The sequence below is a fragment of the Arthrobacter sp. Ha26 genome (assembly GCF_059091705.1).
In genome coordinates, this window is record NZ_JBNHGX010000002.1 from 209,603 (window position 1) to 230,423 (window position 20,821).

Genomic DNA, 20,821 nt, shown 5'->3' on the forward strand with positions numbered 1-20,821 from the left:
CCGGACACGAAAATGCACTGGTGAAGGACTCTGTCCGTCACCAGTGCATTTTTTTGTCTGCAGCAACCAACAACCACACCGCCGTCGGCTCTGGCTTCGCTCAAACCTCCTTTTCGAGGTCCTCGCGGCGTACAGCGTAGTGGTGGCCGGAGGAATCGGTCTCCACCACAAAGTGTGCGAGTTCCTCCTCCGAGGCCTGCTCGAACTCGTCATGCTTGTGCACCACCGGCAGATCAGAGTCCACCCGGGTGGCCGGTCCAAAAACGAAGCGGAGCCTGTCGGTTACGTTCATGAACCCGCTCAGTACATGTGCCACTGTTTTCCACCCCCTCCCTGTATTCAGGGAAAGAAGAGCCATAAGAAATAAGGCAACTGCCCCTTCCGGGGCCAGTGCCCTTATTTTACGCCCGGAGCCCTGAAAAGGATCGTGCCGGACGGCGCACCAGGGGCGCGGGCTGGGCTTGGGACGCTGCCCGCCACCGGGACTGCGGCAGGGTCAGCGGAGGGACTTGTCGTCGGGGTTGCGGGGCACCACGTAGGTGCTGCCGTCGGGGCGTGTGATGGTTTCCCACTGTTGGGTTTCAGCCTGGCGCTGGGCAAGGAGCCGGCGGTTTTCCTCTGTCATGTCATGAGCCAGTGAGGACCGGTTGGCAGGACCGAAAATGGCACGGAGTTTACCGGTTGCCCGCATGAAGCGCTGCGAAGCATTTTCCTTGCCTTCCGAGCTGGCCTTGCGCATGAATTGTTCCTTTCAGTAACCCCTTGACCAGCAACAGTGTACGCTAATTATTAGTACACTAACTATTGGAGGTCTCGATGAACCCTGCCACCGGCACTTCCGGCACAGCGAATTCCGCCACGGCCGGCGGAGCCTCTCCGGAGGAGAATGACCTGCTGCTCGAGCACCAGCTCTGTTTCGCCCTGACTGTCGCTTCCCGCAGCGTGGTAGGCGCCTATAAGCCTGTCCTGGAACGGTTGAACCTCACCCACCCGCAGTACCTGGTGATGCTGTGCCTCTGGGAATCCAGTCCTCGGACAGTGCGTAACATCAGCGATGCCCTGGCACAGGAACCAGCCACCATCTCTCCCCTGCTGCGCCGCCTGGAGGTGTCAGGACTGATCTCGCGACGCCGGATGGACGGCAACGAACGGGCCCTCGCCGTTGAGCTGACCCCGGCGGGTGCAGCCCTCCGGCAGGAGGCGCTTAAGGTCCCGGGGACCATGATGGAGCGGCTGGGACTGACCCGGGACCAGGTGGGTGAATTGCACGCGTCCATGATGGGACTCATCGCAGCCACCTCCCAGGGCCGGCAGGTTTAGCCGGCCCGGCAGGGATGCGGCAGTAGAATGGCACCATGACGGACAGGCCCGGGCGCAGGCACCATGAGCATGCCGGCAAGGTGCATTCAACGGCGCTGCTGCTGGCGGCGCTCCTGCTGTTGCCCGCCTGCTCGCCGGGCCAGGGCGGAGGCACTCCGTCCGGTGGCGCCTCTGCCGGCCCGCCGGCTTCACCGTCATCGCCGGCTTCGCAGGGTTCACCTTCCCCCTCCGGCAGCACCGCCCCCGATGCTGAATCAACCGTTCCTGCCCCCTCCCCGGAGCCACCCGCAGGGCTGCCGTCCGGCCCCGGGCAGGGCAATGCTGAACTGGCGGTCACCTTTACGCCATCGGCTGGCGAGCCGGAGGTCCATTACACGCTCGTGTGCGTCGACGGTGTCCCCGCCGCCGAAAGCCAGCACCCCGCCGCCGATGCCGCCTGCGCGGCCCTGAAAGACAACCCGGCCCTCCTGGCCTCCCCGTCCCTCCGCACTGACCAGGCGTGTACCGAGCAGTACGGCGGGCCCCAGGAAGCGACGGTTACCGGAGTGGTGGACGGTGTCCCCGTCGATGCCGCGTTCAAACGCACGAACGGTTGCGAAATCAGCGCCTGGAACGCCGCGAAGGACGTCATTGGTGCCACCGGTGGAGCAGCTTAGGGTCCTCGCGGCGGACGAATGGCTGGTGAGGGAGGAAGCCCACCAGCAGCGCGTCAGCCGCTATGCGGATCCCTACCTTGCCCGGCGGTCTGCGGGGCAAAAGCACCCGGTGGAGGATTTCCTCTTCACGTACTACACGCAGAAACCAGGCCAGCTGCGACGCTGGCACCCAGGTGCCGGCGTCGTCCTTTCCGGCAAGGAAGTGGCCGCCCGGCGGGGCTGGAAACACTACCGAATGCTCGACGACGGCGAGCTGGCGTCCCTGGGGCTGCCGGCGGGGAGTACGGCGGTCACCTTCGACCGTGCCGCTTTTCTTGCCGACCGCCAGGATGCTGTGGCCTTTGCCGGGATCATCCTGCGCGGCACAGCCGCCCGGCCCGCACAATTTGGCTGCTTTGGCCTGCACGAATGGGCCATGGTCTACCACCAGGACAGGTTCGACCTGCGGCACGAGTACCTGCAGCTGCGGCTCGGTTCTGCGGGGACGGACAAGGTGGTGGAGGACAACCGGATCCGCTGCACGCACTTCGACGCGTTCCGCTTTTACACCCCGGATGCCATCCCGCTCAATGAGCTGGCACCGAGCCGGGAGTCCCAGCGGCACCTGGAACAGCCGGGGTGCCTTCACGCCAACATGGACCTGTACAAATGGGCCTACAAGCTGTTGCCGGCCCTCCCCAGTGAACTGGTGATGGACTGCTTTGAACTGTCCTGGCGGATCCGGGTCATGGATATGCAGGCGTCTCCTTATGACCTTGCCGAGTGGGGCTACCCGGCCATTCCCATCGAAACTCCCCAGGGCAAGGCCGCCTACGTGGAACACCAGCGGTCCTTCGCGGCCGAGGCGGCCGGGCTGCGGGAAAAGCTTGCCCTGGAATTGGGCACCCTCTCCGGGAGCAGCGCAGCATGATCGCCCTGACCATCAGGCTGCGGGAGAACCCCGACGCAGATGAATACCTCTTCCGGCTCGTGAGCGTGGACGACGGCGTTTCGGTCGAGAGCAATCTGCCGGACCCGGACGCTGCCCTGGGCGCAGTACGGGAGCACGGAGAGGACGTCTTCTTCCCGAAGCCCGGCCCGCCCAAACTGTGCACCCAGCAGTATGGTGGCCCGCAGGTTGCCGTGGTCACCGGGACGTTCCACGGGCGCCCTGTTGAGTCGGTTTTCACGCGGATCGACGGCTGCGAAATTGCGAGGTGGAATGCCGTGGCACCCCTCCTTGGCAGCACGGGTGGCGCCTGGGGCAGCAACAGCTAAGGCATACCAGCAAAAAGCAGGATCCCCGGCGGTACAAGCCACCGGGGATCCTGCTTCTTGAAAACGCGGGCTGCTAGGCCGCGGGTACACCGTCCGCGAGGGCTACCTGCGGCGCACCGGACGGGGCATCCGAAGCTCCGCCCACCTGCACATTGACCCAGGTCCTGATGCCGTTATCGCCCAGGCTCAGGCGGGACAGGTATGCCCCTTCGAACAGGCCGCTCCAGGACAGCGTTGCCGAGGTGGCGGTGCCGTTGGGAGCCACGATCGGATTGGGATCCACGCTGAGGTTGCCGGCATCGCCGGCAAACGTTACGGCCTGGACCGTAGCTGTGGCCGCCCCGTTGTCCGGAGTGGAGTAGAGGTTGGCCACAATGTAGTAGGTGCCGGCCCGCGGCGCCTCGAGATCCAGGAACTCGCTGGCCGAAGCCGTCGCCACCTGCGTGGCCGTCAGTCCCCCCGCCCCATTGGGTCCGTAGACCACCATGTCCCAGTCAACGTCGTCGGACTGTGCCTGGACACCCAGGCGGGTGAAGGACGCCCCTTCCGGCACTGTCACCCGGAGGAGTGCGTTGTGCGCATCGTTGGCCGGTGCATACTCGCCCGGGGTCTTGGTGATGGCAGTCTGGCTCAGCGGAGCAAGACCTTCCACCCCTACCTTGATGGGGTTATCCGACCCGGAGACCAGCTCCATGGTCCCGCTGCCGGTTCCGGTGGCCGAGCTGAAGGAGAACGATGGTGCGATCTGGGCGTCCACCGGCCGGATGGCAATGGGCGAACTGACGGTGCGCGGGCCCTTCCAGGTCAGGCTGCCGGTGCTGAACTTGCCTACCGGGGCGCTGACGTTCCTGATGGTCAGGGTAACTTCGCGCGTCTGGCCGGCCTTGGCGAAATTCAGTGCTTTCGGTTCCACCTGGACGTTGAAGCCCGGGAGGTTTACTTCGGGCCGGTACATGCCCGGGACCAGTGCGGTCAGCTGGCGCTTGACCTGGACCTCGCCCACCAGGCTGCCGAGCGCGATGGAGGGCAGGTTCAGGTCCCGTGCAGCGATGGTGCCGGCCTGTGGAGCGCCGGTGTCTACGCCCTGGCCGTTGAGGAAGCCCAGCCAGTCCTTGATGCCGGAGTTGTAGACCAGGCCCGGATCCAGGACGCGGCTGGAGTCGATGTGTCCGGCCCCGCCCTGGAACGGATCTGTATTGGGCGAGCCGTCGGCGTTCACCAAGGGGTAGGCCGTGGTCATCATGGCCGACTTGACCATGGCCGGGGTCCACTGGGGCTGCTTGCTGAACACCAGTGCGCCGAATCCGGCAATGTGCGGTGCGGCCATGGAGGTGCCGGACATAAAGCCGAACTGGTCGCCGTGGTTGCCGATGGTGGAAACACCGGCCAGGACGTTGACGCCGGGCGCCGCGATGTCTGGCTTGAGCAGGTCGCCGCCGGAGGCAAGGCTGGGTCCCCGGGAGGAGAAGCCGGCAACCTGGGGTGCGGGGGCCGGGGGTTCACCGGTCAGGTCTCCCTTGACCAGGCTGACGGTCAGCGCCGGTTTGGCTTCCAGCTTGGACTTCAGTTCCAGGCTCTTCGGGGCGTTCACATGCACGGTGGGCAGGACGTGGTTGTCCGCGTCTTCGGAACTGCTGGTGAGGTTCACCAGGATCATGCCGACTCCGCCCTTGTCCTGGACCTCCTGGCTCTTGGCCGTCCTGTCCACAACGCCGCGGTCGCAGACCACCACCTTGCCCGCCACTTTCGCGGCATCAAGCGAACCGGGACCGCAGAGGTTCGGATTGGCGGCGCCGGCTGCGGCCGCGGCGGCGGCGACAACAACGGGCTTGTCGGCCACTTCGGACTTCATGATCGAAGCTCCGCGGTACAGCGAGCCGTCGGAGACCTTGACGGTTCCGAGCAGGTCACTGGGGAAGGTGGATGCGGCCACAGTGGTCAGCCAGGGTGAGGCGTGGTTGACGGTGGAAACAGTGGGGCCGGAGTTTCCTGCGGAGCCAGAGACGAACACCCCGGCGGCGGCGGCATTCAGGAAAGCCAGCGCTACGGGGTCAGTGGTGCTGTTGTTGTTGCCGGAGATGGAGTAGTTCAGGACGTCCACGCCGTCCTTGATGGCGGCGTCCACGGCTTCCACCGACGCGGACGAGTAGCAGCCACCGGTGTCAGGATTGGTGTCCTCCCAGCAGACCTTGTAGACGGAAACCTTTGCATTGGGGGCGACGCCGGAGCTCTTACCGAAGCCTGCGCCGTCGATGACCTGCTCCACGTTCGCATTGCCAGCTGCCGTGGTGGCGGTGTGGGTGCCGTGGCTGCCCACGTCCACGGGGGAAATGAGTTCTTCAGGGGCGCGGTTCTCCGGCGCTACGTACTGCAGGAAGGAATCTGCGAAGTACCTGGCCCCAATGACCTTTGAGTTGCACAGGCTTCCGTCGAACGACGCCCCGGTCCCCTGGCCCTTCTGGCATTCGCCCTCGAAGGTGGTGCCGTCGGATTTAAGCATGGCGATGGTGCCCTGCGCGGTGCGGTAAGGGACGCCCACCCGTGCCTTACCGGTCAGGGGCTGGACGGGTTCGCCCTGCAGGAAGGGGTTGTCGGGGGCGTAGCCGGAGTCGATGACGCCAACCACCACGCCCTTGCCGGCATTGGCTTCCCCGCCGAACTGCCTGGCCCAGGCGCCGTCGGGCCCGGTCAGCTTGAGGAAGTCCGTGGTGGTGTAGTCCGGGGCGTTCTCCACGTCCGGCGTCACCGCCAGAACCCTGCTGTCCTTGGACAGCTCCGTGGCTTGCCCTGCTGTCAGTTGCGCGGTGAAGCCGTTGAGGGCGGCGGTGAACTGCTTCCCGGGCGTGACGCCCTGGCTTGCGGCGACGTCCCGCTGCTGCTTGCGCAGGTGTGCGTCGTAGGCCTTGTAGTTGGGGCTTCCGGCGTCCAGTTTTCGTCCGTTCTGCGGCTTGGTGGCACCAAGTCCGGGGGTTTCGCCCTCATAGGCGGCAGCCGCTGCGCCGGCGAGGACCACGATGTACCGGCCGTCCTTGAACTCGGACGGCGCAGTCCTGTTGGAAGCCATGGCTTTGTCCTGGATGGCCGGCGCCGCGGTGGCGGGGCTTATGGCCATCTGTGTGAGGAGAAGCGGCAGTCCCACGGCCAGTGCCACGGCCTTCCGGAGTCCCCCGCCCCGGGTGGGGCTTTTACCAGTTGATATCACGTGCAACCCTTTCACGATGTACCGGCCCAACCACGTTTGGGGGCCGGAAACGACAGGCCTGGCACGCATAATTACAGATTCTGTCATTACGTGAGACCAGCCGGTTCATAGAGTACAGACTGATAGCCGAATATGACATAGGCCACAAATTGACAGTTTTAGCCAGTCACGTGGCCGGGCCCAAAGAGTGGCCGGGGCAGGAAAAGGGGCGCCCCATAGGGCGCCCCGATCACATCAGAGCTGAGGAGGAGCCGGTGCTATTGCCGTGGAGTGCGGACCACCTCGCTGATCCACTGCCGGGTCTTCTCATCAACCGGTCCGGCCACCCGGTGGTCCCGCGCGAGCCGGTCCGCCTTGATCTTCTGGAGCACCATGCGTCCCAGCCCGGCAAACACTGCAGCAGCAACTATGGGCAACAGCACGGATTTCGAGTTCTCAGCCATCCAGCAATCCTAGTGACGCCGCAGGTTCAACTCCAGAGCCCGCGCGGGAGCGTCCGCTGCGCCCCTTAGAACACCGGATTTTGGAACGGAATGTGCCTGGGATGGTCCGAATACAAGGTGGGGCGCTCCGGCCGGTAGAATGGACTAGCAAGCTCGCGGAGCGCCCGTCCACCATGTACAAAGCATGTCCCCCACTCGGTACGGCGTGAGACGGCACCACTCCGCTGCGCCCTTACCCAAGCTCACGCACAGGAGTTACCGGATGCCCCGGATCGTTGTTGACGTCATGCCCAAGCCCGAGATTCTGGACCCGCAGGGGAAGGCTATCGTCGGCGCTCTGCCCCGGCTGGGCTTCACCAGCTTCAGCTCTGTCCGCCAGGGCAAGCGGTTCGAACTGACGGTCGACGGCGAGGTGACCGAGGAGATCCTGGCCCAGGCACGCGATGCCGCAGAGACCCTCCTGTCCAACCCCGTGATCGAGGACGTCGTCAACGTCGAGGTCGTCGAGGCCTGACATGACTGAACTTCCCCTGATCGGCGAGCCAATCGCCGTCGCCGCAGACGCTTCTGGTGTTCGCGGGCTCACAGGCGCCCGGATCGGCGTCGTCACTTTCCCCGGGACCCTCGACGACCGCGACGCCGCCCGCGCCGTCCGCCTAGCCGGCGGCACCGCCGTCGAACTCTGGCACGCCGACACCGAACTTGGCGACGTGGACGCCGTCGTTATTCCCGGCGGTTTCTCCTACGGCGATTACCTCCGCGCCGGAGCCATCGCCCGGTTCGCCCCGCTGATGTCCAAAATCATCGACGCAGCCAACAGCGACGCCAAACTGCCCGTGCTCGGCATCTGCAACGGCTTCCAGATCCTCACCGAGTCGCACCTGCTGCCCGGCTCGATGATCAAGAACGACCACCTGAAGTTCATGTGCCGCGACCAGGTGCTGCGCGTCGAGAACAGCAACACCGCCTGGACGCTGGACTACCAGGCAGGCCAGGAAATCACTGTGCCGCTGAAGAACCAGGATGGCCAGTACATCGCGGACGAGAAGACGCTGGACGCGCTGGAGGCCGAGGGCCGCGTGGTGTTCCGCTACGTCGGGTTCAACCCGAACGGCTCGCGCCGCGACATCGCCGGCATCTCCAACGCCGCCGGCAATGTGGTGGGCCTCATGCCGCACCCCGAGCACGCCGTGGAGGCCGGATTCGGCCCCGAGTCACTGGATGGCATCGGCGGGTCCGACACCGACGGGCTGGGCTTCTTCACCTCCGTTTTGACCAAGATTGTGGGAGGCGACAAGTGAGCATCGAAACCACCAAGAAGTTCAACATCGACACTGTCGAGAACGCCGCCAAGACCCCGGACACCGAGTTGCCCTGGGCCGAGCTGGGCCTGAAGCAGAACGAGTTCGACGAGATCGTCAAGGTCCTGGGCCGCCGCCCCACCGGCGCCGAGCTCGCCATGTACTCGGTGATGTGGAGCGAGCACTGCTCCTACAAGTCCTCCAAGAACCACCTGCGCCAGTTCGGCGAAAAGGTGACCCCGGAGATGAAGAAGGACATGCTGGTGGGCATCGGCGAAAACGCCGGCGTGACCAACCTCGGGGACGGCTGGGCCGTGACCTTCAAGATCGAGTCGCACAACTCGCCGTCGTTCGTTGAGCCTTACCAGGGCGCCGCAACCGGCATCGGCGGCATTGTCCGCGACATCATCTCCATGGGCGCCCGCCCCGTTGCCGTGATGGACCCGCTGCGGTTCGGCGCCATCGACCACCCGGATACCGCGCGCGTGATGCACGGAGCCGTGGCGGGTATCGGCGGCTACGGCAACTCGCTGGGCCTGCCGAACATCGGCGGCGAAATGGTGTTCGACTCTGTATACCAGGGCAACCCGCTGGTGAACGCCCTCGCTGTGGGCGTGATGCGGCACGAGGACATCCGCCTGGCCAACGCCTCCGGCAAGGGCAACAAAGTGGTCCTGTTCGGTGCCCGCACCGGCGGCGACGGCATCGGCGGCGCGTCCGTGCTGGCTTCGGAGTCCTTCGACGACACCAAGCCGTCCAAGCGCCCCGCGGTCCAGGTGGGCGACCCCTTCGCCGAAAAGGTCCTCATCGAGTGCTGCCTTGAGCTGTTCAAGGGCTCCCTGGTGGAAGGCATCCAGGACCTCGGCGCTGCCGGCATCTCCTGCGCCACCTCCGAACTGGCGTCCAACGGCGACGGCGGCATGCAGGTTGAACTGACCTCCGTGCTGCTGCGCGACCCCACGCTGACCCCGGGCGAGATCCTGATGTCCGAGTCGCAGGAACGCATGATGGCCGTTGTCACCCCGGAGAACGTCGCGGCGTTCGAAGCCGTGATGGACAAGTGGGCCGTTGAGTATGCCTGGCTGGGCGAGGTGACCGATACCGGCCGCCTCATCATCACCTGGGAAGGCGAGGTGATTGTCGACGTCGATCCCCGCACCGTGGCACACGACGGTCCGGTCTACGACCGTCCGTTCGCCCGTCCCGAGTGGCAGGACGCGGTGCAGGCCGACACCTTCACCGGCTCCGTGCAGGACGCCGGCCGGCCCTCCGCCCCGGCTGAGCTCGCTGCCGCTGTGACTGAACTTGTGGCATCGCCGAACATGTGCTCCAAGTCCTGGATAACCAACCAGTACGACCGGTACGTGGGCGGCAACACCTCCATGGCGTTCCCTGATGACGCCGGCGTGGTACGCGTCGACGAGGAAACGGGACTGGGCGTAGCCCTGGCCACCGACGCCAACGGCCGCTACACCTACCTCGACCCGTACCACGGTGCGCAGCTGGCCCTGGCCGAGGCCTACCGGAACGTTGCCACCTCCGGCGCCGTTCCCATGGCTGTCAGCGACTGCCTGAACTTCGGTTCCCCCGAGGACCCGGACGTGATGTGGCAGCTGGCAGAGGCCATCCGCGGCCTGTCCGACGCCTGCCAGGTGCTCGGTGTGCCGGTCACCGGCGGCAACGTCTCGCTGTACAACCAGACCGGCACCACGCCGATCCACCCCTCCCCCGTGGTGGCAGTGTTGGGCAAGCTCGACGACGTCGCCCGGCGCACGCCGTCGGGCTGGCGTGAAGATGGCCAGGCGATTTATCTGCTGGGCACCACGGCTGCCGAGCTGGACGGCTCCGAGTGGGCCAACATGCGCGGCCACCTCGGCGGCCAGCCGCCCAAGGTGGACCTCGACGCCGAACGTGCCCTGGGCGAGATCCTGATCAATGCCTCACGCGACGGCATGATCGACTCCGCCCACGACCTCTCCGAAGGCGGCCTCGCGGCTGCCCTGGTCGAGTCCTCGCTGCGCTACGGCGTGGGTGCCCGGATTGCGCTGCAGGATGTCCTGGACCGGGACGGCGTGGACCTCTTCACGGCGCTCTTCTCCGAATCCCAGGGCCGCGCCGTCGTCGGCGTTCCCCGGTCCGAGGAAGTGCGCTTCACCGACATGTGCACCGCCCGCGGCTTCGCCCACACCCGGATCGGTGTGGTGGACGCGGCCAGCGGAACCGTGGACATCAACGGGGTGGAGAGCCTGTCCCTGGACGCCCTCCGCGAAGCCCATGAGGGTACCCTGCCGAAGTACTTCGGCTGACGGCCCCACCCCACCGCGATCCCGCGGCGGATTCGGACAAAAGCACCCTGTTTAGGGTGGGAATGTCCGGAACCGCCGCGGTTCGGCTTTAATCGTCCTATGGGCAAGGTGGCAAGGTGGCAAGGTTCCTGGCTCTGCTGCTGTTGCCGGTCCTGGTCATGCTTGCCGCCGCACCCACCCCGCCTCCAGCGGCAGAAGAGGCCTACCCACGCAGTATGGCGGCCCTGGGTGACTCCATCACGCAAGCCAACAACGCATGCTGCAGTCAGGGCGACCAACCGGAAAAATCCTGGGCAACAGGAGACGATACGGGGGACGGGGTGTCCAGCCACTACGAGCGGCTGCTGCAGCTGGCGCCAGGCATTCGGGAAAGGAACTTCAACCATTCCGTGAGCGGGGCGAAGGTCTCCGACCTTGCTCGGCAAGCGGCCAAGGCAGCCGAACAGCGGGTTGAATACGTCACCGTCCTGATCGGCGCCAACGATCTGTGTACGGCTTCCGTGGAAACCATGACCCCAGTGGAAGATTTCCGCTCGCATGTGGTCCAGGCACTGCAGACCTTGGAACAGATGCAGCCGCGACCGCAGGTCCTGGTCGCGAGCATTCCCAACATTTATCAGCTGTGGAATGTCCTGCATACCGATCCAGCCGCCCAGTCGGCCTGGTCTGACGGGAGTACCTGTCCTCCAATGCTGGGCGTCACTGCTACCGATGAGACGCGCCGGCGGGTGGTCCAGCGCCAGCTGGCCTTCAACGCTGTGCTGGCAGAAACCTGCGGGGAGCACGCCAGCTGCCGGACTGATGGGGGAGCTGTTTCTGCGCACGTGCCCGCCCCTGCCGAGGTGAGCACGCTGGACTACTTCCACCCAAGCCTTCGGGGCCAGTCCGTGCTGGCGGATATCACCTGGCAAGCGGCCTGTCAGCGCGGCTGGTTGGTCAGTCCTCGCTGTGCAGCTCCCGCTGCCTGGCGCTGAGCAGTTCGATTTCCGGGTGCCCGGCCACAAGGCGTTCGACGGCGGCCAGCACCTCCACGAGGTGCGCGCGGTCTGCTGCCACGAGGCCTACGCCCAGCTGGGTGCGCCGGTACTGGTCATGACCGCCCACCTCCGCGACGGAGACATCGAAACGGCGCTTGACGTCAGCTATCAGGGGCCGGACGACGGACCGCTTCTCCTTCAGGCTCTGAACGTCGCCCAGGAGGATATCGAATTCAATCCAGCCGATCCACATCAGATGGTGAGCTCCCCCATCATGTCCCAGCTGTCGCCGTCGAGCTGGCGGCTGATGATCCGCGGTGTTTCGGCCAGGGCCTGGGGCATGTCCTCCATGGCCTGCTTGAAGTGCCTGCTGTTGACGTGGTCGCCGGCGGCATCGTCCTTAAAGGCTTCCACCAGGACGTACTCGTTCGGGTCCTCGAGGCTGCGGGACCAGTCGAACCAGAGGTTTCCAGGCTCCTGCCGCGTGGCCTCGGTGAAGCCGGCCACCAGGCCGGGCCAGTCCTCCGACCATTCCGGCTTGACCTTGAACTTGACGACGATAAAAATCACGGGCGCAGTCCTTCCGCGGCGAGTTGGCGAGCACCTTCAATGTACCGGGACGTAACGTGGCGCTGCGCCGCCCGGGTCACCAGGCTGCCGGCCGCGTAGAACCAGTTGGCCGGTTTGCTGAACGCGCGGATCCGCAAATGCACGTCGGCCTCGCCGTTGATCTCCACTTCAAAGGATTCCTCTCCGCGCGCCGGGTGTCCGGGCAACGCTCCGTACCCAAAGCCTGCCGATTGCGGCACATCCGCCGGCAGTGGCTTGTGGACCCACACCACCTCACAGGGTGCATTCAATCGAAGAGGCCCGACGCCGAAGCCGCTCACCACCCGCGCCCCCGGCACCACCCGCGGTGAGTCCGTGCGTACGCGGAGGCCGGCACGCCGCTGCAGCTCCCAGGAAAAAATGCCGGCAGCCACCCGCCGGTATACCGCAAAGCCGGTGCCCAGGTGGACCTCTTCCAGGACGCAAACGTACCCCTCGGGCGCAAGACCCTGTTCCGTGCCGCCGATGCCCGGATAGTCCAGCTGCTCCAGCCTGCCCGGCGGTGACCCGCTGGCCTTCACTTGTTGATACCCCGGGAGCCTGCCAAGCGGGCCCAGCCAAGCTGCTCCTGCTGTTTCCTGGTCAGGCCCGCCACCACCAGGTCGTACGAGTCCTCCACCATGTCCCGGACCATGTCGTCCGGGAGGGTCCCGTCCAGGCGGACACCGTTCCAGTGGGTCTTGTTCATGTGCCATGCCCCGGTGATCTCCGGGTGCGCGGCACGGAGCTGGACGGCAAGCGTCGGCTCACACTTGAGGTTCACGTACCAGTCCCGGGGGTCCATGGTGGACAGCGCGAAGAGCTTGGCTTCGTGCCGGGCACCGCCGGCGATGTTGGCCCGGACCTTGAATACGGCGGTTTCCGGTCCGAAGGGGTAATCCTCATATGCGCCGGGAAACGAGAGGCAGATCTTCCTGAGTGCTGCGGGGTCCATGCAGGAAGCCTATAAAGCCGGCTGCCGCGGTGCTAGTCTGCGAGGATGTCACACGATCAGGGGGCCATTCCTGTTCTGGACCTGGGCACTGCCCGGCAGGCCGACGGTACATTCAGCCCGGACTTCATTGAGCAGCTGCGCCATGCGACCCATCATGTGGGTTTCTTCCAAATCACCGGTTACGGTGCGTCCCCCGGCCAGCCCGAACGCCTGCTGGACCTCATACGCCGGTTCTTTGCCCTGCCACTGGAGGAAAGGATGAAGCTGGACAATCGGCTCTCACCGCACTTCCGCGGTTACACCCGGATGGGCACCGAAGTGACCCAGGGACGCGCGGATGCCCGGGAGCAGATCGACTATTCGCCGGACCGCGAGCCGGTCACAGATTATCCGGAGGACCAGCCGTACTGGCTGCTCCAGGGCCCCAATCTGTGGCCGGATGACTCGTTCCCCGAGCTCAAGCCGGCCGCCATGGAATGGGCGGAGCTGATGTCCCGGGTAGGAATGGAGCTGCTCCGGGCCATCGCGGTCTCACTCAAACTGCCGGAAGACTATTTCGACGAGCCGTTCCAGGGTTCCCCCGCCTGGATGGGGAAGCTTGTTCACTACGTGGGCGGAGTTGTGGAGGCTGCCGGCGACCAAGGCGTGGGATCCCATGCGGACTACGGGTTCGTCACCCTCCTGCTGCAGGACAGTATTGGCGGGTTGGAGGTTCTTCCGCCCGGGGCAAACGACTGGGCGCCGGTAGAACCGATCCCGGGGGCCCTGGTGGTGAACCTTGGCGAGATGCTGGAAGTGGCCACCGAAGGTTACCTCGTGGCCACCATCCATCGGGTCCAGGCGCCACCGCCGAGAGTGGACAGGTACTCGGTTCCGTTCTTCTGGTCACCGCGCCTCGACGCCGTGATCGACCCCGTACCGCTTCCGCCCGAACTGAAGGCCGACGCGAGGGGCATCTCGGACGATCCCGCCAACCCGTTGTTGGCTTCCTACGGGATGAATATGCTCAAAGGCAGGATGCGCGCCCACCCGGACGTCACGGAACGGCACTATCCGGAACTCCTCGGGCGCTCACGCTAGAAAGCCCGGTCAGAGATTGTATTTCCAGGCCTGCTGGGCGGGACAGGTGTCCATCACCACGTCCAGCCCGGCGACTTTGGCACGCTCTGCGGCCGCCTCGTCGATGACGCCCAGTTGCAACCAGACTGCCTTCGCTCCCACTGCGATGGCTTCGTCGACTACGGCCCCCACCTTCTGCGAGTTCACAAAGCAGTCCACGACGTCGATGGGGTGCTTCTCCGCCGGAATGTCAGCAAGGCTCCGGTAGCCCGCTTCCCCGTGCACCGGTTCGCCCGGAAGGTTGACGGGGATGATCTCCATGCCGAGCCGGTCCCGGATGAAGAGTGACGTGTCGTAGGCAGCGCGCCACTCATTAGTGGTGAGGCCGACGATGGCCCAGCGGCCTTTGGTCCGCATCAGGCGTTCGACAACAGCAGGATCATTTTTGTGCCCCATGCGCTAAGCCTACGTTGCACGCACGTCACGCCGGCGCTGCAATCACCCTGCGGCTACCGGCTGAACTTCTGCAGCCATTTCGCCCCGGGTGCGGCCTTAGCGGCAGCCCCGGTATTATCCGCACCGTCCCTCAGGACTTCCGGCACTGGATCCGCCCGTACCCCCGGCAGCACTTCAGCCACAGCGTTTTCCTCGCGCTGATCGACAGTGCCGGCCGGACGGGCCGCCTGCCCGGGCAGTCCCCCGGCTGCCACCCCGTTTTTGCCCTCACCGGCCCCAGTGCCGGGAGCAACGTCCTGCCCGCCGTCCCATTGCGCCTCCCTGTTTCCTTGCATCCGTTGCCCGGGGGCGCCTGGTACCGGGACTTCCGGAGCCGGCCGCGGAACCGACGGATCCTCACCAGCGGAAGGGACGGCGACGCCACTGGCAGTGGTGCCGGCAACGCCAGGTTCCGGTGTGCCCTGCACCTCTGTACCCGAGTTGTGCCCGTTCACTCCGTCCGGCCCGGCCGAAACATGCAGCACGGGCAGAGTCCACGCCGGAGCCCAGTCTTCGAGCATGTGCCGGATTGAGGAACTGCCGACGTGTCCAGGGGCGGAGGAACTTGCCGCAACCCCTCCCACGCCAAGTCCCATTCCGGCTATCAGGGCAAGGCCCACAACCGTGGGCCGCTGTGCCCGAAGACGTCGGCGCCTGGCCAGTTCGTCCGGTCCGCTTACCGAGGTGCCGTCCGTGTCCCGTACGTCGGCAGCGGATCGGTTGCCACCTTCGGCCAGCAGCGCTGCAAGTTCGCCGGACGGAACCGGGGCGGGCAGTGATGCCAGGGACCCCAAGGACAGGAGTGCGGTGCGAAGCCCGTCGTCCTGGGCTAGTGCTGCGTCGAGGAGCATCTCCTCCACAAGGTCCGGCAATACATTGGCGTGAGGTGTCATGACCTCAGGTACTCCTCTACTGCCGAAATTTCGCGGAGTCTACCCAGCGCGCGACGCTGCAGCTGCTTCACCGCGCCGGGGCTTTTGCCCATGGCCTCCGCTGCCTGCTCCACCGTGAGCCCGGCCACGAGCCGCAGCGACAGGACGTCGCGCTGGTCCTGGGGCAACCCGTTAAGCAGTTGAAGGACCTCCTGCGGTGAGATGCGTTCGAGGGCCGCAGCCTCGGCTGAGGTGTCTTCCCGCTGGTCCAGTTCGGGCTCGAAGGGGAGCTTGGCGGGCGTCCGGCTTTGTCGCCGGTGGTCGTCAACCATCCTGGCGTGGGCCACGGAGAAGATCAACGTCCGGAGCCCGGCGGTGCCCCCATGAATGGCTCCAAGCCGAGGCAGCACGGAGAGGAACACTTCCTGCATGGCCGCCTCCGGATCCTCGACTCCCCGGGCGGTGAGATAGCCCAGGACCTGTGATGCATAGGTCCGGTAGACGATGCTGAAGACAGATGATCCCGCGGCCTGGTCTCCCAGGTCCCGGCCTGTCAGTGCATCGGTCACGGACGGAGTGCTTTCAGTCAAAGAAAGTGGCGGACGGGTAAGGGTGGATCCGACATGGAATGCCTTTTCCCCGCACTACTTTACCCCTCGGTAACCACTGCCCCGGTGCGCCACGCGTTACTTCGGTGGCAGGTGCGGCAGTGCCCGAAACTGAAAGAGCCGGCCTGGAACGTGATGGGGGACAAGTTCCAGACCGGCGCTACATAGAGGTAATCGTTGGGGGCAGGCAAAGGGTTACGCCCAGGAGCGAAAAATCTTGAAGAATCTGTGCGGCTCTCTAGCGGGCCGCTGCCGTGACCCAGCGGGGCCGGCTTCGCGGCACCTTGGCCAGGCTGAAAGTGTGCGCGGCGGCCGGCACGCGCCTGGCCTCGCAGTCGTCCTGGACGGCTGAAGCGGCCGACGCCGGAACCACCACAGGTGCCTGGCGCGCCACAGTGCCGGCGGGACAGAGATCGGTTACCAACCCCGTGCCTGCGCATTCCCGCACTGCAGCGATGCCGGCGGCGAGGGCGGACTTGCTGTCGAAGGGGCCGGAGACGGCCATGATGGTACCGTCCGGGGCAAGGAGGCGGAACCTGAAAAAGGAATCGCGGTCAACAAACGCTTCGAACTTTCCGGCCATAACAAATCCTTCCGTTCTGCGGGTCCTTCTCCGGGGGCGCCATTGCCACCGGCCGGTCCGGGCGCATCACTGCCCCTTATTCCCGCGGGTCTGGTCGAACGATTGGTGATCGTGTCACCGGGTGTACCAAGAAGTCTCGCCCGTAGGCCTGCAGCCCCGCAAGACCCGAGGCGTTAACCGTTTGTAAAATGCTGTAATTTCTTGGCAATTTTCTGGGAAACGCCAGCGGCGGGCCACCCGTAAAGGTGACCCGCCGCCGTCGCAATTCCTGCATCAGTCGTTGATGAGGTCGTTGACCACAATGGTCTGGTCCCGGTCCGGGCCAACTCCGATGGCGGAGAAACGGGTACCGGAGAGCTTTTCGAGGGCCAGCACGTAGTTGCGGGCGTTCTCCGGCAGGTCCGCCAGGGTGCGGGCCCCGGTGATGTCCTCGGTCCAACCGTCGAAGTACTCGAAAATCGGCACGGCGTGGTGGAATTCGGTCTGCGTCATGGGCATTTCATCGTGGCGGACGCCGTCCACGTCGTAGGCCACGCACACCGGGATCTGCTCGATCCCGGTTAGTACGTCCAGCTTGGTGACGAAGTAGTCCGTGAAGCCGTTGACGCGGGAAGCGTGCCGGGCCAGAACGGCGTCATACCAGCCGCAGCGGCGCGGCCGGCCGGTGTTCACGCCGAATTCGCCGCCGGTCTTTTGCAGGTACACGCCCATTTCGTCGAACAGTTCGGTGGGGAACGGTCCGGCGCCAACGCGGGTGGTGTATGCCTTGATGATGCCGATGGAGCGGGAGATGCGGGTGGGGCCGATGCCGGAGCCCACCGAGGCGCCGCCAGCGGTGGGGTTGGAGGAGGTCACGAACGGGTAGGTGCCGTGGTCCACGTCCAGGAAGGTGGCCTGGCCGCCTTCCATGAGCACTACCTTGCCTTCGTCCAGCGCGGTGTTCAGGACCAGCGTGCTGTCAATGACCAGCGGGCGGAGCCGCTCGGCGAAGGACAGGAAGTACTGCACGATCTCATCCACCACCACACCCCGGCGGTTGTAGATCTTGACCAGGAGTTCGTTCTTTTGCCGCAGCGAGCCTTCCACCTTCTGGCGCAGGATCGACTCGTCAAAAACGTCCTGGACGCGGATGCCCAGGCGGGCCACCTTGTCCATGTAGGCCGGACCGATGCCGCGCCCGGTGGTGCCGATGGCGCGGCTGCCAAGGTAACGCTCGGTTACTTTGTCCAGCACCTGGTGGTACGGGGCCACGAGGTGGGCGTTGGCGGAGACGCGGAGCTTTGAGGTGTCGGCGCCGCGTGCCTGCAGTCCCTCGATCTCCTGGAAGAGTGCCTCGAGGTTCACCACGCAGCCGTTGCCGATGATCGGGACTGCGTTGGGGCTGAGGATGCCTGCGGGAAGCAGCTTGAGTTCGTATTTTTCACCGCCTACGACGACGGTGTGCCCGGCGTTGTTCCCGCCGTTCGGTTTGACGACGTAGTCAACGCGTCCGCCCAGCAGGTCGGTCGCCTTGCCTTTTCCTTCGTCGCCCCACTGGGCTCCTACGATCACAATTGCTGGCATGGGATCCTCCCCCATTCGTTCGGGCTGCCCGCGCCCGGCCACCGAGTGGCAGGGCTTTGTACAGCGCCGTTCATGAGAATGCCCCGAATCGACCGGCCTTCGCTGGTCCGTGGGGGCACAGCGATGCAAGAGTTCCGGGGCTCTTACCACCCAAGTTTAGCCGATAGGGGACTTTATCCACCCGTTAGCCCGCCGCGGCCGCTCTTGCGGAGTAAACAGGACCCGCAACGGACGCGGCGGGCTGCCAGTAGCTGCCGGCAGGGGATTCCTGCGGTCCCCCGCCCGGCGTTTCGTTTCCCCGGGCTTGCTAAACTGGGAAAGGCCGACCCGGAATCGGCCCACCCCATTTCAACCACCTCGGATGTGTCGCGCCATCGTGCGCCCGTTTTCGCGGTGGCAGCAACACCAATCCCCGCAGGAGACCCAGCACTACATGACCGCCTTGGCACCCGAATCCTTCCATGAGCAGCTTCTGAGCCGCCGCTACGAACCCAATGTTGCCGCCGTCAACGAGCTGTGCGATTCCCTGCAGGAGGCAAAGCCGGGCACGCTGGTGCCCTATGTCGACCCGCTGCACGACGTCGAGGAGTGCCGGATCATCAGCCTGTACTCGAACATCGGCGAGGCCGACAAGTCCGGTTTCATCACGGCAGGGGACGCTGACGCGGCCACCCGCATGCTCGGCATCCAGTGGAAGCTGGGGCTCCGCCCCGAGTACGTCATGCCCTGGAACGTCCACCCGTGGCACATTCCCGGCGAGCCGAACGGAAAGTTCACTCCGGACCAGATCGCCGCCGGTCTGAAGCCGCTGCTGAAGTTCCTGGCCCTGGTCCCCCGCGCTTCGGTAATCGTGGCCCATGGCACCGAAGCCAACCGCCTGGCAAACCTGCTGCTGAAAACCGAAGTTCCGCTGCTCTGGCGCCGCGGCCTGAAGACCTACAAGGTCCGCTCCCTCAGCGGCCGCGCCTTCGCGGGTTCGCCCGCCCGCCAGGAGGAGTACCTCGAGGCCATGCGTGTGGCCTACGCCGATGCGATGGCACGCACGGGGCTCCAAAAGGCATAGAGGCCCCTAACCCCGCAAGTCCGCGCTGGCTTCCTGCCGACGTGGGCCCCTGCCACAGGGCTCACCGCTTACGACGGCGGTCGGCCACCTTTCCATTGAAAAGGTGGCCGACCGCCGTCGTTCGTTGCTGTTACTTCGCTTCGATGGCTGCTTTCGCCGCGGGGTCGGAGTCGTTCAGGAACTTCTCGATCCGCTCCGGCTCCTCAGCTTCGCCAATGGCCGATGCAGCGCGGCCGAGCGAATACAGTGCCCGGAGGAAGCCGCGGTTGGGCTCGTGCTCCCAGGGAATGGGACCCACGCCGCGCCAGCCGTTCCGGCGCAGCGAGTCCAGACCGCGGTGGTAGCCCACGCGCGAGTAGGCGTACGAATCAATGGTCCGCCCCTCCGCCCAGGCCTCTTCGGCAAGTATGGCCCACAGCAATGACGACGTGGGGTGCTTTGCCACGAGATCCAGGGGTTCCTGGCCCGCTTCGAGCTGCTGGTTGACCTCGGTCTCGGCAGGCAGGAGCGTGGGCTCCGGGCCCATGAGGTTCCGGCGGAACTCGTCCGACATTTAGAAGGTCTTCCCTGCCGAACCGAGCTGCTTGGTGGCTTCCACCACGCGGGCTGCCAGGCCGGCTTCGGCGGAGGCGCCCCAGACCCGGGGATCGTAGGTCTTCTTGTTGCCCACTTCGCCATCCACCTTGAGGACGCCGTCGTAGTTACGGAACATGTGGTCCGCCACCGGGCGCGTGTAGGCGTACTGGGTGTCGGTGTCGATGTTCATCTTGATGGTGCCGTAGGAGACGGCGTCCGCGATTTCCTGGTCCGAGGAGCCGGAGCCGCCGTGGAAGACGAGGTCGAAGGGGCTGTCCTTGCCGATCTTGGCACCCACCTGCGCTTGGATGTCCTTCAGGATCTCCGGGCGGAGCTTGACGCCGCCGGGCTTGTAGACGCCGTGGACGTTGCCGAAGGTCAGTGCGGTGATGTAGCGGCCGTTCTCGCCTGCACCGAGCGCCTCAATGGTGGCCAGGGCGTCCTCGACGGTGGTGTAGAGCTTTTCGTTGATCTCGTTTTCAACGCCGTCTTCTTCGCCGCCCACGGTACCGATTTCGACCTCGAGGATCATCTTCGCGGCAGCGGTGCGCTCCAGCAGTTCGCGGGCAATGCGCAGGTTCTCCTGCAGGGTCTCCGCAGAGCCGTCCCACATATGGGAGTTGAAGAGCGGGTTGCGGCCAGCCTTCACCTCAGCCTCCGAAGCTGCGAGCAGGGGCAGGACGAAGCCGTCCAGCTTGTCCTTGGGGCAGTGGTCCGTGTGCAGCGCAATGTTGACGTTGTAATTCTTCGCCACCTCGCGGGCGAAGGCCGCGAAGCCCAGGGAACCGGCAACCATGTCCTTGGTGGAGGCGCCGGACCAGTAAGCCGCACCGCCGGTGGAGACCTGGACGATGCCGTCGGACTCAGCTTCGGCGAAGCCGCGGAGGGCAGCGTTCAGCGTCTGCGAGGACGTCACGTTTACGGCAGGGAATGCGAAGCCGCCCGCCTTTGCGCGGTCGATCATCTCGGAGTAGATCTCTGGGGTTGCAATGGGCAT

At 65.4% G+C, this 20,821-nt stretch carries 25 protein-coding genes; 10 read left to right on the forward strand and 15 right to left on the reverse strand.

Annotated features, from left to right (window positions below):
• Positions 1 to 100: 100 nt before the first annotated feature.
• Together AC5RVY_RS06425 and AC5RVY_RS06430 are read right to left on the reverse strand one after the other, a co-directional pair.
• On the reverse strand, positions 101 to 316 hold the full coding sequence (locus tag AC5RVY_RS06425; protein WP_493953881.1) for a hypothetical protein: 216 nt from the start codon (positions 314 to 316) through the stop codon (positions 101 to 103).
• A gap of 180 nt (positions 317 to 496) precedes the next feature.
• A complete protein-coding gene (locus tag AC5RVY_RS06430) occupies positions 497 to 739 on the reverse strand; it encodes a hypothetical protein (RefSeq protein ID WP_493953882.1) in 243 nt (80 codons plus the stop codon).
• A gap of 77 nt (positions 740 to 816) precedes the next feature.
• Between AC5RVY_RS06430 and AC5RVY_RS06435 the strand changes: the two genes are divergently transcribed.
• From AC5RVY_RS06435 to AC5RVY_RS06450, 4 genes are read left to right on the forward strand one after another with little or no spacing between them, the layout of a single operon-like run.
• The gene (locus AC5RVY_RS06435; RefSeq protein ID WP_493953883.1) at positions 817 to 1,320 is read left to right on the forward strand and encodes a MarR family winged helix-turn-helix transcriptional regulator; all 504 of its coding nucleotides are present in this window, start codon (positions 817 to 819) and stop codon (positions 1,318 to 1,320) included.
• Between the two features lie 35 nt (positions 1,321 to 1,355).
• Positions 1,356 to 1,976: an SSI family serine proteinase inhibitor gene (locus tag AC5RVY_RS06440; RefSeq protein ID WP_493953884.1), complete on the forward strand. Its 621-nt coding sequence runs from the start codon at positions 1,356 to 1,358 to the stop codon at positions 1,974 to 1,976.
• Complete coding sequence (locus tag AC5RVY_RS06445) at positions 1,954 to 2,886, forward strand: 3-methyladenine DNA glycosylase (protein ID WP_493953885.1); 933 nt, start codon at positions 1,954 to 1,956, stop codon at positions 2,884 to 2,886. Before AC5RVY_RS06440 ends, AC5RVY_RS06445 begins: the two co-directional genes overlap by 23 nt.
• Positions 2,883 to 3,233 (forward strand): serine protease inhibitor, encoded by a 351-nt coding sequence (locus AC5RVY_RS06450; RefSeq protein ID WP_493953886.1) that lies wholly within the window; start codon positions 2,883 to 2,885, stop codon positions 3,231 to 3,233. Before AC5RVY_RS06445 ends, AC5RVY_RS06450 begins: the two co-directional genes overlap by 4 nt.
• Before the next feature lie 73 nt (positions 3,234 to 3,306).
• On the opposite strand, the gene AC5RVY_RS06455 is transcribed toward AC5RVY_RS06450, so the two are convergent.
• Complete coding sequence (locus tag AC5RVY_RS06455) at positions 3,307 to 6,435, reverse strand: S8 family serine peptidase (RefSeq protein ID WP_493953887.1); 3,129 nt, start codon at positions 6,433 to 6,435, stop codon at positions 3,307 to 3,309.
• A 257-nt stretch (positions 6,436 to 6,692) separates the two neighbouring features.
• Positions 6,693 to 6,878, reverse strand: coding sequence for a hypothetical protein (locus AC5RVY_RS06460; protein ID WP_493953888.1), 186 nt, complete (start codon positions 6,876 to 6,878; stop codon positions 6,693 to 6,695).
• 262 nt (positions 6,879 to 7,140) lie between these two features.
• On the opposite strand from AC5RVY_RS06460, the gene purS reads away from it, so the two are divergent.
• The 4 genes from purS to AC5RVY_RS06480 all read left to right on the forward strand — a co-directional run bounded on the left by purS (position 7,141) and on the right by AC5RVY_RS06480 (position 11,459).
• Positions 7,141 to 7,392 carry a phosphoribosylformylglycinamidine synthase subunit PurS gene (purS, locus tag AC5RVY_RS06465; RefSeq protein ID WP_015935902.1) on the forward strand — a complete coding sequence of 84 codons (252 nt, stop codon included), beginning with the start codon at positions 7,141 to 7,143 and terminating at the stop codon, positions 7,390 to 7,392.
• A gap of 1 nt (position 7,393) precedes the next feature.
• Positions 7,394 to 8,179: a phosphoribosylformylglycinamidine synthase subunit PurQ gene (purQ, locus tag AC5RVY_RS06470; RefSeq protein ID WP_493953889.1), complete on the forward strand. Its 786-nt coding sequence runs from the start codon at positions 7,394 to 7,396 to the stop codon at positions 8,177 to 8,179.
• Positions 8,176 to 10,485, forward strand: a complete 2,310-nt coding sequence (gene purL, locus AC5RVY_RS06475) for a phosphoribosylformylglycinamidine synthase subunit PurL (RefSeq protein WP_493953890.1) — start codon at positions 8,176 to 8,178, stop codon at positions 10,483 to 10,485. The genes purQ and purL overlap by 4 nt, the downstream gene beginning before the upstream one ends.
• A gap of 116 nt (positions 10,486 to 10,601) precedes the next feature.
• On the forward strand, positions 10,602 to 11,459 hold the full coding sequence (locus AC5RVY_RS06480; RefSeq protein ID WP_493953891.1) for a GDSL-type esterase/lipase family protein: 858 nt from the start codon (positions 10,602 to 10,604) through the stop codon (positions 11,457 to 11,459).
• Here AC5RVY_RS06480 and AC5RVY_RS06485 read toward each other — a convergent pair.
• From AC5RVY_RS06485 to AC5RVY_RS06500, 4 genes are read right to left on the reverse strand one after another with little or no spacing between them, the layout of a single operon-like run.
• A complete protein-coding gene (locus tag AC5RVY_RS06485) occupies positions 11,422 to 11,715 on the reverse strand; it encodes a DUF503 domain-containing protein (protein WP_493953892.1) in 294 nt (97 codons plus the stop codon). The genes AC5RVY_RS06480 and AC5RVY_RS06485 overlap by 38 nt on opposite strands.
• Positions 11,715 to 12,032, reverse strand: a complete 318-nt coding sequence (locus AC5RVY_RS06490; RefSeq protein WP_493953893.1) for a putative quinol monooxygenase — start codon at positions 12,030 to 12,032, stop codon at positions 11,715 to 11,717. The genes AC5RVY_RS06485 and AC5RVY_RS06490 overlap by 1 nt, the downstream gene beginning before the upstream one ends.
• Positions 12,029 to 12,592 (reverse strand): DUF1990 domain-containing protein, encoded by a 564-nt coding sequence (locus AC5RVY_RS06495; protein ID WP_493953894.1) that lies wholly within the window; start codon positions 12,590 to 12,592, stop codon positions 12,029 to 12,031. Before AC5RVY_RS06495 ends, AC5RVY_RS06490 begins: the two co-directional genes overlap by 4 nt.
• Positions 12,589 to 13,005, reverse strand: coding sequence for an MmcQ/YjbR family DNA-binding protein (locus AC5RVY_RS06500; RefSeq protein ID WP_493953895.1), 417 nt, complete (start codon positions 13,003 to 13,005; stop codon positions 12,589 to 12,591). The genes AC5RVY_RS06495 and AC5RVY_RS06500 overlap by 4 nt, the downstream gene beginning before the upstream one ends.
• A gap of 45 nt (positions 13,006 to 13,050) precedes the next feature.
• On the opposite strand from AC5RVY_RS06500, the gene AC5RVY_RS06505 reads away from it, so the two are divergent.
• The gene (locus tag AC5RVY_RS06505; RefSeq protein ID WP_493953896.1) at positions 13,051 to 14,085 is read left to right on the forward strand and encodes an isopenicillin N synthase family dioxygenase; all 1,035 of its coding nucleotides are present in this window, start codon (positions 13,051 to 13,053) and stop codon (positions 14,083 to 14,085) included.
• A gap of 9 nt (positions 14,086 to 14,094) precedes the next feature.
• Here the strand turns inward: AC5RVY_RS06505 and AC5RVY_RS06510 are convergent, their stop codons facing one another.
• From AC5RVY_RS06510 to AC5RVY_RS06530, 5 genes are all read right to left on the reverse strand, one after another.
• Positions 14,095 to 14,520 (reverse strand): CoA-binding protein, encoded by a 426-nt coding sequence (locus AC5RVY_RS06510; RefSeq protein WP_493953897.1) that lies wholly within the window; start codon positions 14,518 to 14,520, stop codon positions 14,095 to 14,097.
• A gap of 53 nt (positions 14,521 to 14,573) precedes the next feature.
• A complete protein-coding gene (locus tag AC5RVY_RS06515; protein WP_493953898.1) occupies positions 14,574 to 15,452 on the reverse strand; it encodes a hypothetical protein in 879 nt (292 codons plus the stop codon).
• Positions 15,449 to 16,000 carry an RNA polymerase sigma factor gene (locus tag AC5RVY_RS06520; RefSeq protein WP_493954262.1) on the reverse strand — a complete coding sequence of 184 codons (552 nt, stop codon included), beginning with the start codon at positions 15,998 to 16,000 and terminating at the stop codon, positions 15,449 to 15,451. The genes AC5RVY_RS06515 and AC5RVY_RS06520 overlap by 4 nt, the downstream gene beginning before the upstream one ends.
• 277 nt (positions 16,001 to 16,277) lie before the next feature.
• Positions 16,278 to 16,622 (reverse strand): YegP family protein, encoded by a 345-nt coding sequence (locus AC5RVY_RS06525; protein ID WP_493953899.1) that lies wholly within the window; start codon positions 16,620 to 16,622, stop codon positions 16,278 to 16,280.
• Positions 16,623 to 16,895: 273 nt separating this feature from the next.
• A complete protein-coding gene (locus AC5RVY_RS06530) occupies positions 16,896 to 18,185 on the reverse strand; it encodes an adenylosuccinate synthase (protein WP_493953900.1) in 1,290 nt (429 codons plus the stop codon).
• Positions 18,186 to 18,618: 433 nt separating this feature from the next.
• On the opposite strand from AC5RVY_RS06530, the gene AC5RVY_RS06535 reads away from it, so the two are divergent.
• The gene (locus tag AC5RVY_RS06535; protein ID WP_493953901.1) at positions 18,619 to 19,248 is read left to right on the forward strand and encodes a uracil-DNA glycosylase family protein; all 630 of its coding nucleotides are present in this window, start codon (positions 18,619 to 18,621) and stop codon (positions 19,246 to 19,248) included.
• 130 nt (positions 19,249 to 19,378) lie between these two features.
• Here AC5RVY_RS06535 and AC5RVY_RS06540 read toward each other — a convergent pair whose 3' ends face one another.
• A complete protein-coding gene (locus AC5RVY_RS06540) occupies positions 19,379 to 19,801 on the reverse strand; it encodes a DUF3151 domain-containing protein (protein WP_493953902.1) in 423 nt (140 codons plus the stop codon).
• Positions 19,802 to 20,821 carry a class II fructose-bisphosphate aldolase gene (gene fbaA, locus AC5RVY_RS06545; protein WP_163164703.1) on the reverse strand — a complete coding sequence of 340 codons (1,020 nt, stop codon included), beginning with the start codon at positions 20,819 to 20,821 and terminating at the stop codon, positions 19,802 to 19,804. It lies immediately after the preceding gene.

What these genes read in the sequence shown, in the direction of transcription:
- AC5RVY_RS06430 (WP_493953882.1), bottom strand. Translation starts at nt 739, where the DNA reads ATGCGCAAGGCCAGCTCGGAAGGCAAGGAAAATGCTTCGCAGCGCTTC.
- AC5RVY_RS06435 (WP_493953883.1), top strand. Translation starts at nt 817, where the DNA reads ATGAACCCTGCCACCGGCACTTCCGGCACAGCGAATTCCGCCACGGCC.
- AC5RVY_RS06440 (WP_493953884.1), top strand. Translation starts at nt 1,356, where the DNA reads ATGACGGACAGGCCCGGGCGCAGGCACCATGAGCATGCCGGCAAGGTG.
- AC5RVY_RS06450 (WP_493953886.1), top strand. Translation starts at nt 2,883, where the DNA reads ATGATCGCCCTGACCATCAGGCTGCGGGAGAACCCCGACGCAGATGAA.
- AC5RVY_RS06460 (WP_493953888.1), bottom strand. Translation starts at nt 6,878, where the DNA reads ATGGCTGAGAACTCGAAATCCGTGCTGTTGCCCATAGTTGCTGCTGCA.
- purS (WP_015935902.1), top strand. Translation starts at nt 7,141, where the DNA reads ATGCCCCGGATCGTTGTTGACGTCATGCCCAAGCCCGAGATTCTGGAC.
- purQ (WP_493953889.1), top strand. Translation starts at nt 7,394, where the DNA reads ATGACTGAACTTCCCCTGATCGGCGAGCCAATCGCCGTCGCCGCAGAC.
- AC5RVY_RS06485 (WP_493953892.1), bottom strand. Translation starts at nt 11,715, where the DNA reads ATGTGGATCGGCTGGATTGAATTCGATATCCTCCTGGGCGACGTTCAG.
- AC5RVY_RS06500 (WP_493953895.1), bottom strand. Translation starts at nt 13,005, where the DNA reads ATGGACCCCGCAGCACTCAGGAAGATCTGCCTCTCGTTTCCCGGCGCA.
- AC5RVY_RS06505 (WP_493953896.1), top strand. Translation starts at nt 13,051, where the DNA reads ATGTCACACGATCAGGGGGCCATTCCTGTTCTGGACCTGGGCACTGCC.
- AC5RVY_RS06510 (WP_493953897.1), bottom strand. Translation starts at nt 14,520, where the DNA reads ATGGGGCACAAAAATGATCCTGCTGTTGTCGAACGCCTGATGCGGACC.
- AC5RVY_RS06515 (WP_493953898.1), bottom strand. Translation starts at nt 15,452, where the DNA reads ATGACACCTCACGCCAATGTATTGCCGGACCTTGTGGAGGAGATGCTC.
- AC5RVY_RS06525 (WP_493953899.1), bottom strand. Translation starts at nt 16,622, where the DNA reads ATGGCCGGAAAGTTCGAAGCGTTTGTTGACCGCGATTCCTTTTTCAGG.
- AC5RVY_RS06530 (WP_493953900.1), bottom strand. Translation starts at nt 18,185, where the DNA reads ATGCCAGCAATTGTGATCGTAGGAGCCCAGTGGGGCGACGAAGGAAAA.
- AC5RVY_RS06535 (WP_493953901.1), top strand. Translation starts at nt 18,619, where the DNA reads ATGACCGCCTTGGCACCCGAATCCTTCCATGAGCAGCTTCTGAGCCGC.
- AC5RVY_RS06540 (WP_493953902.1), bottom strand. Translation starts at nt 19,801, where the DNA reads ATGTCGGACGAGTTCCGCCGGAACCTCATGGGCCCGGAGCCCACGCTC.
- fbaA (WP_163164703.1), bottom strand. Translation starts at nt 20,821, where the DNA reads ATGCCCATTGCAACCCCAGAGATCTACTCCGAGATGATCGACCGCGCA.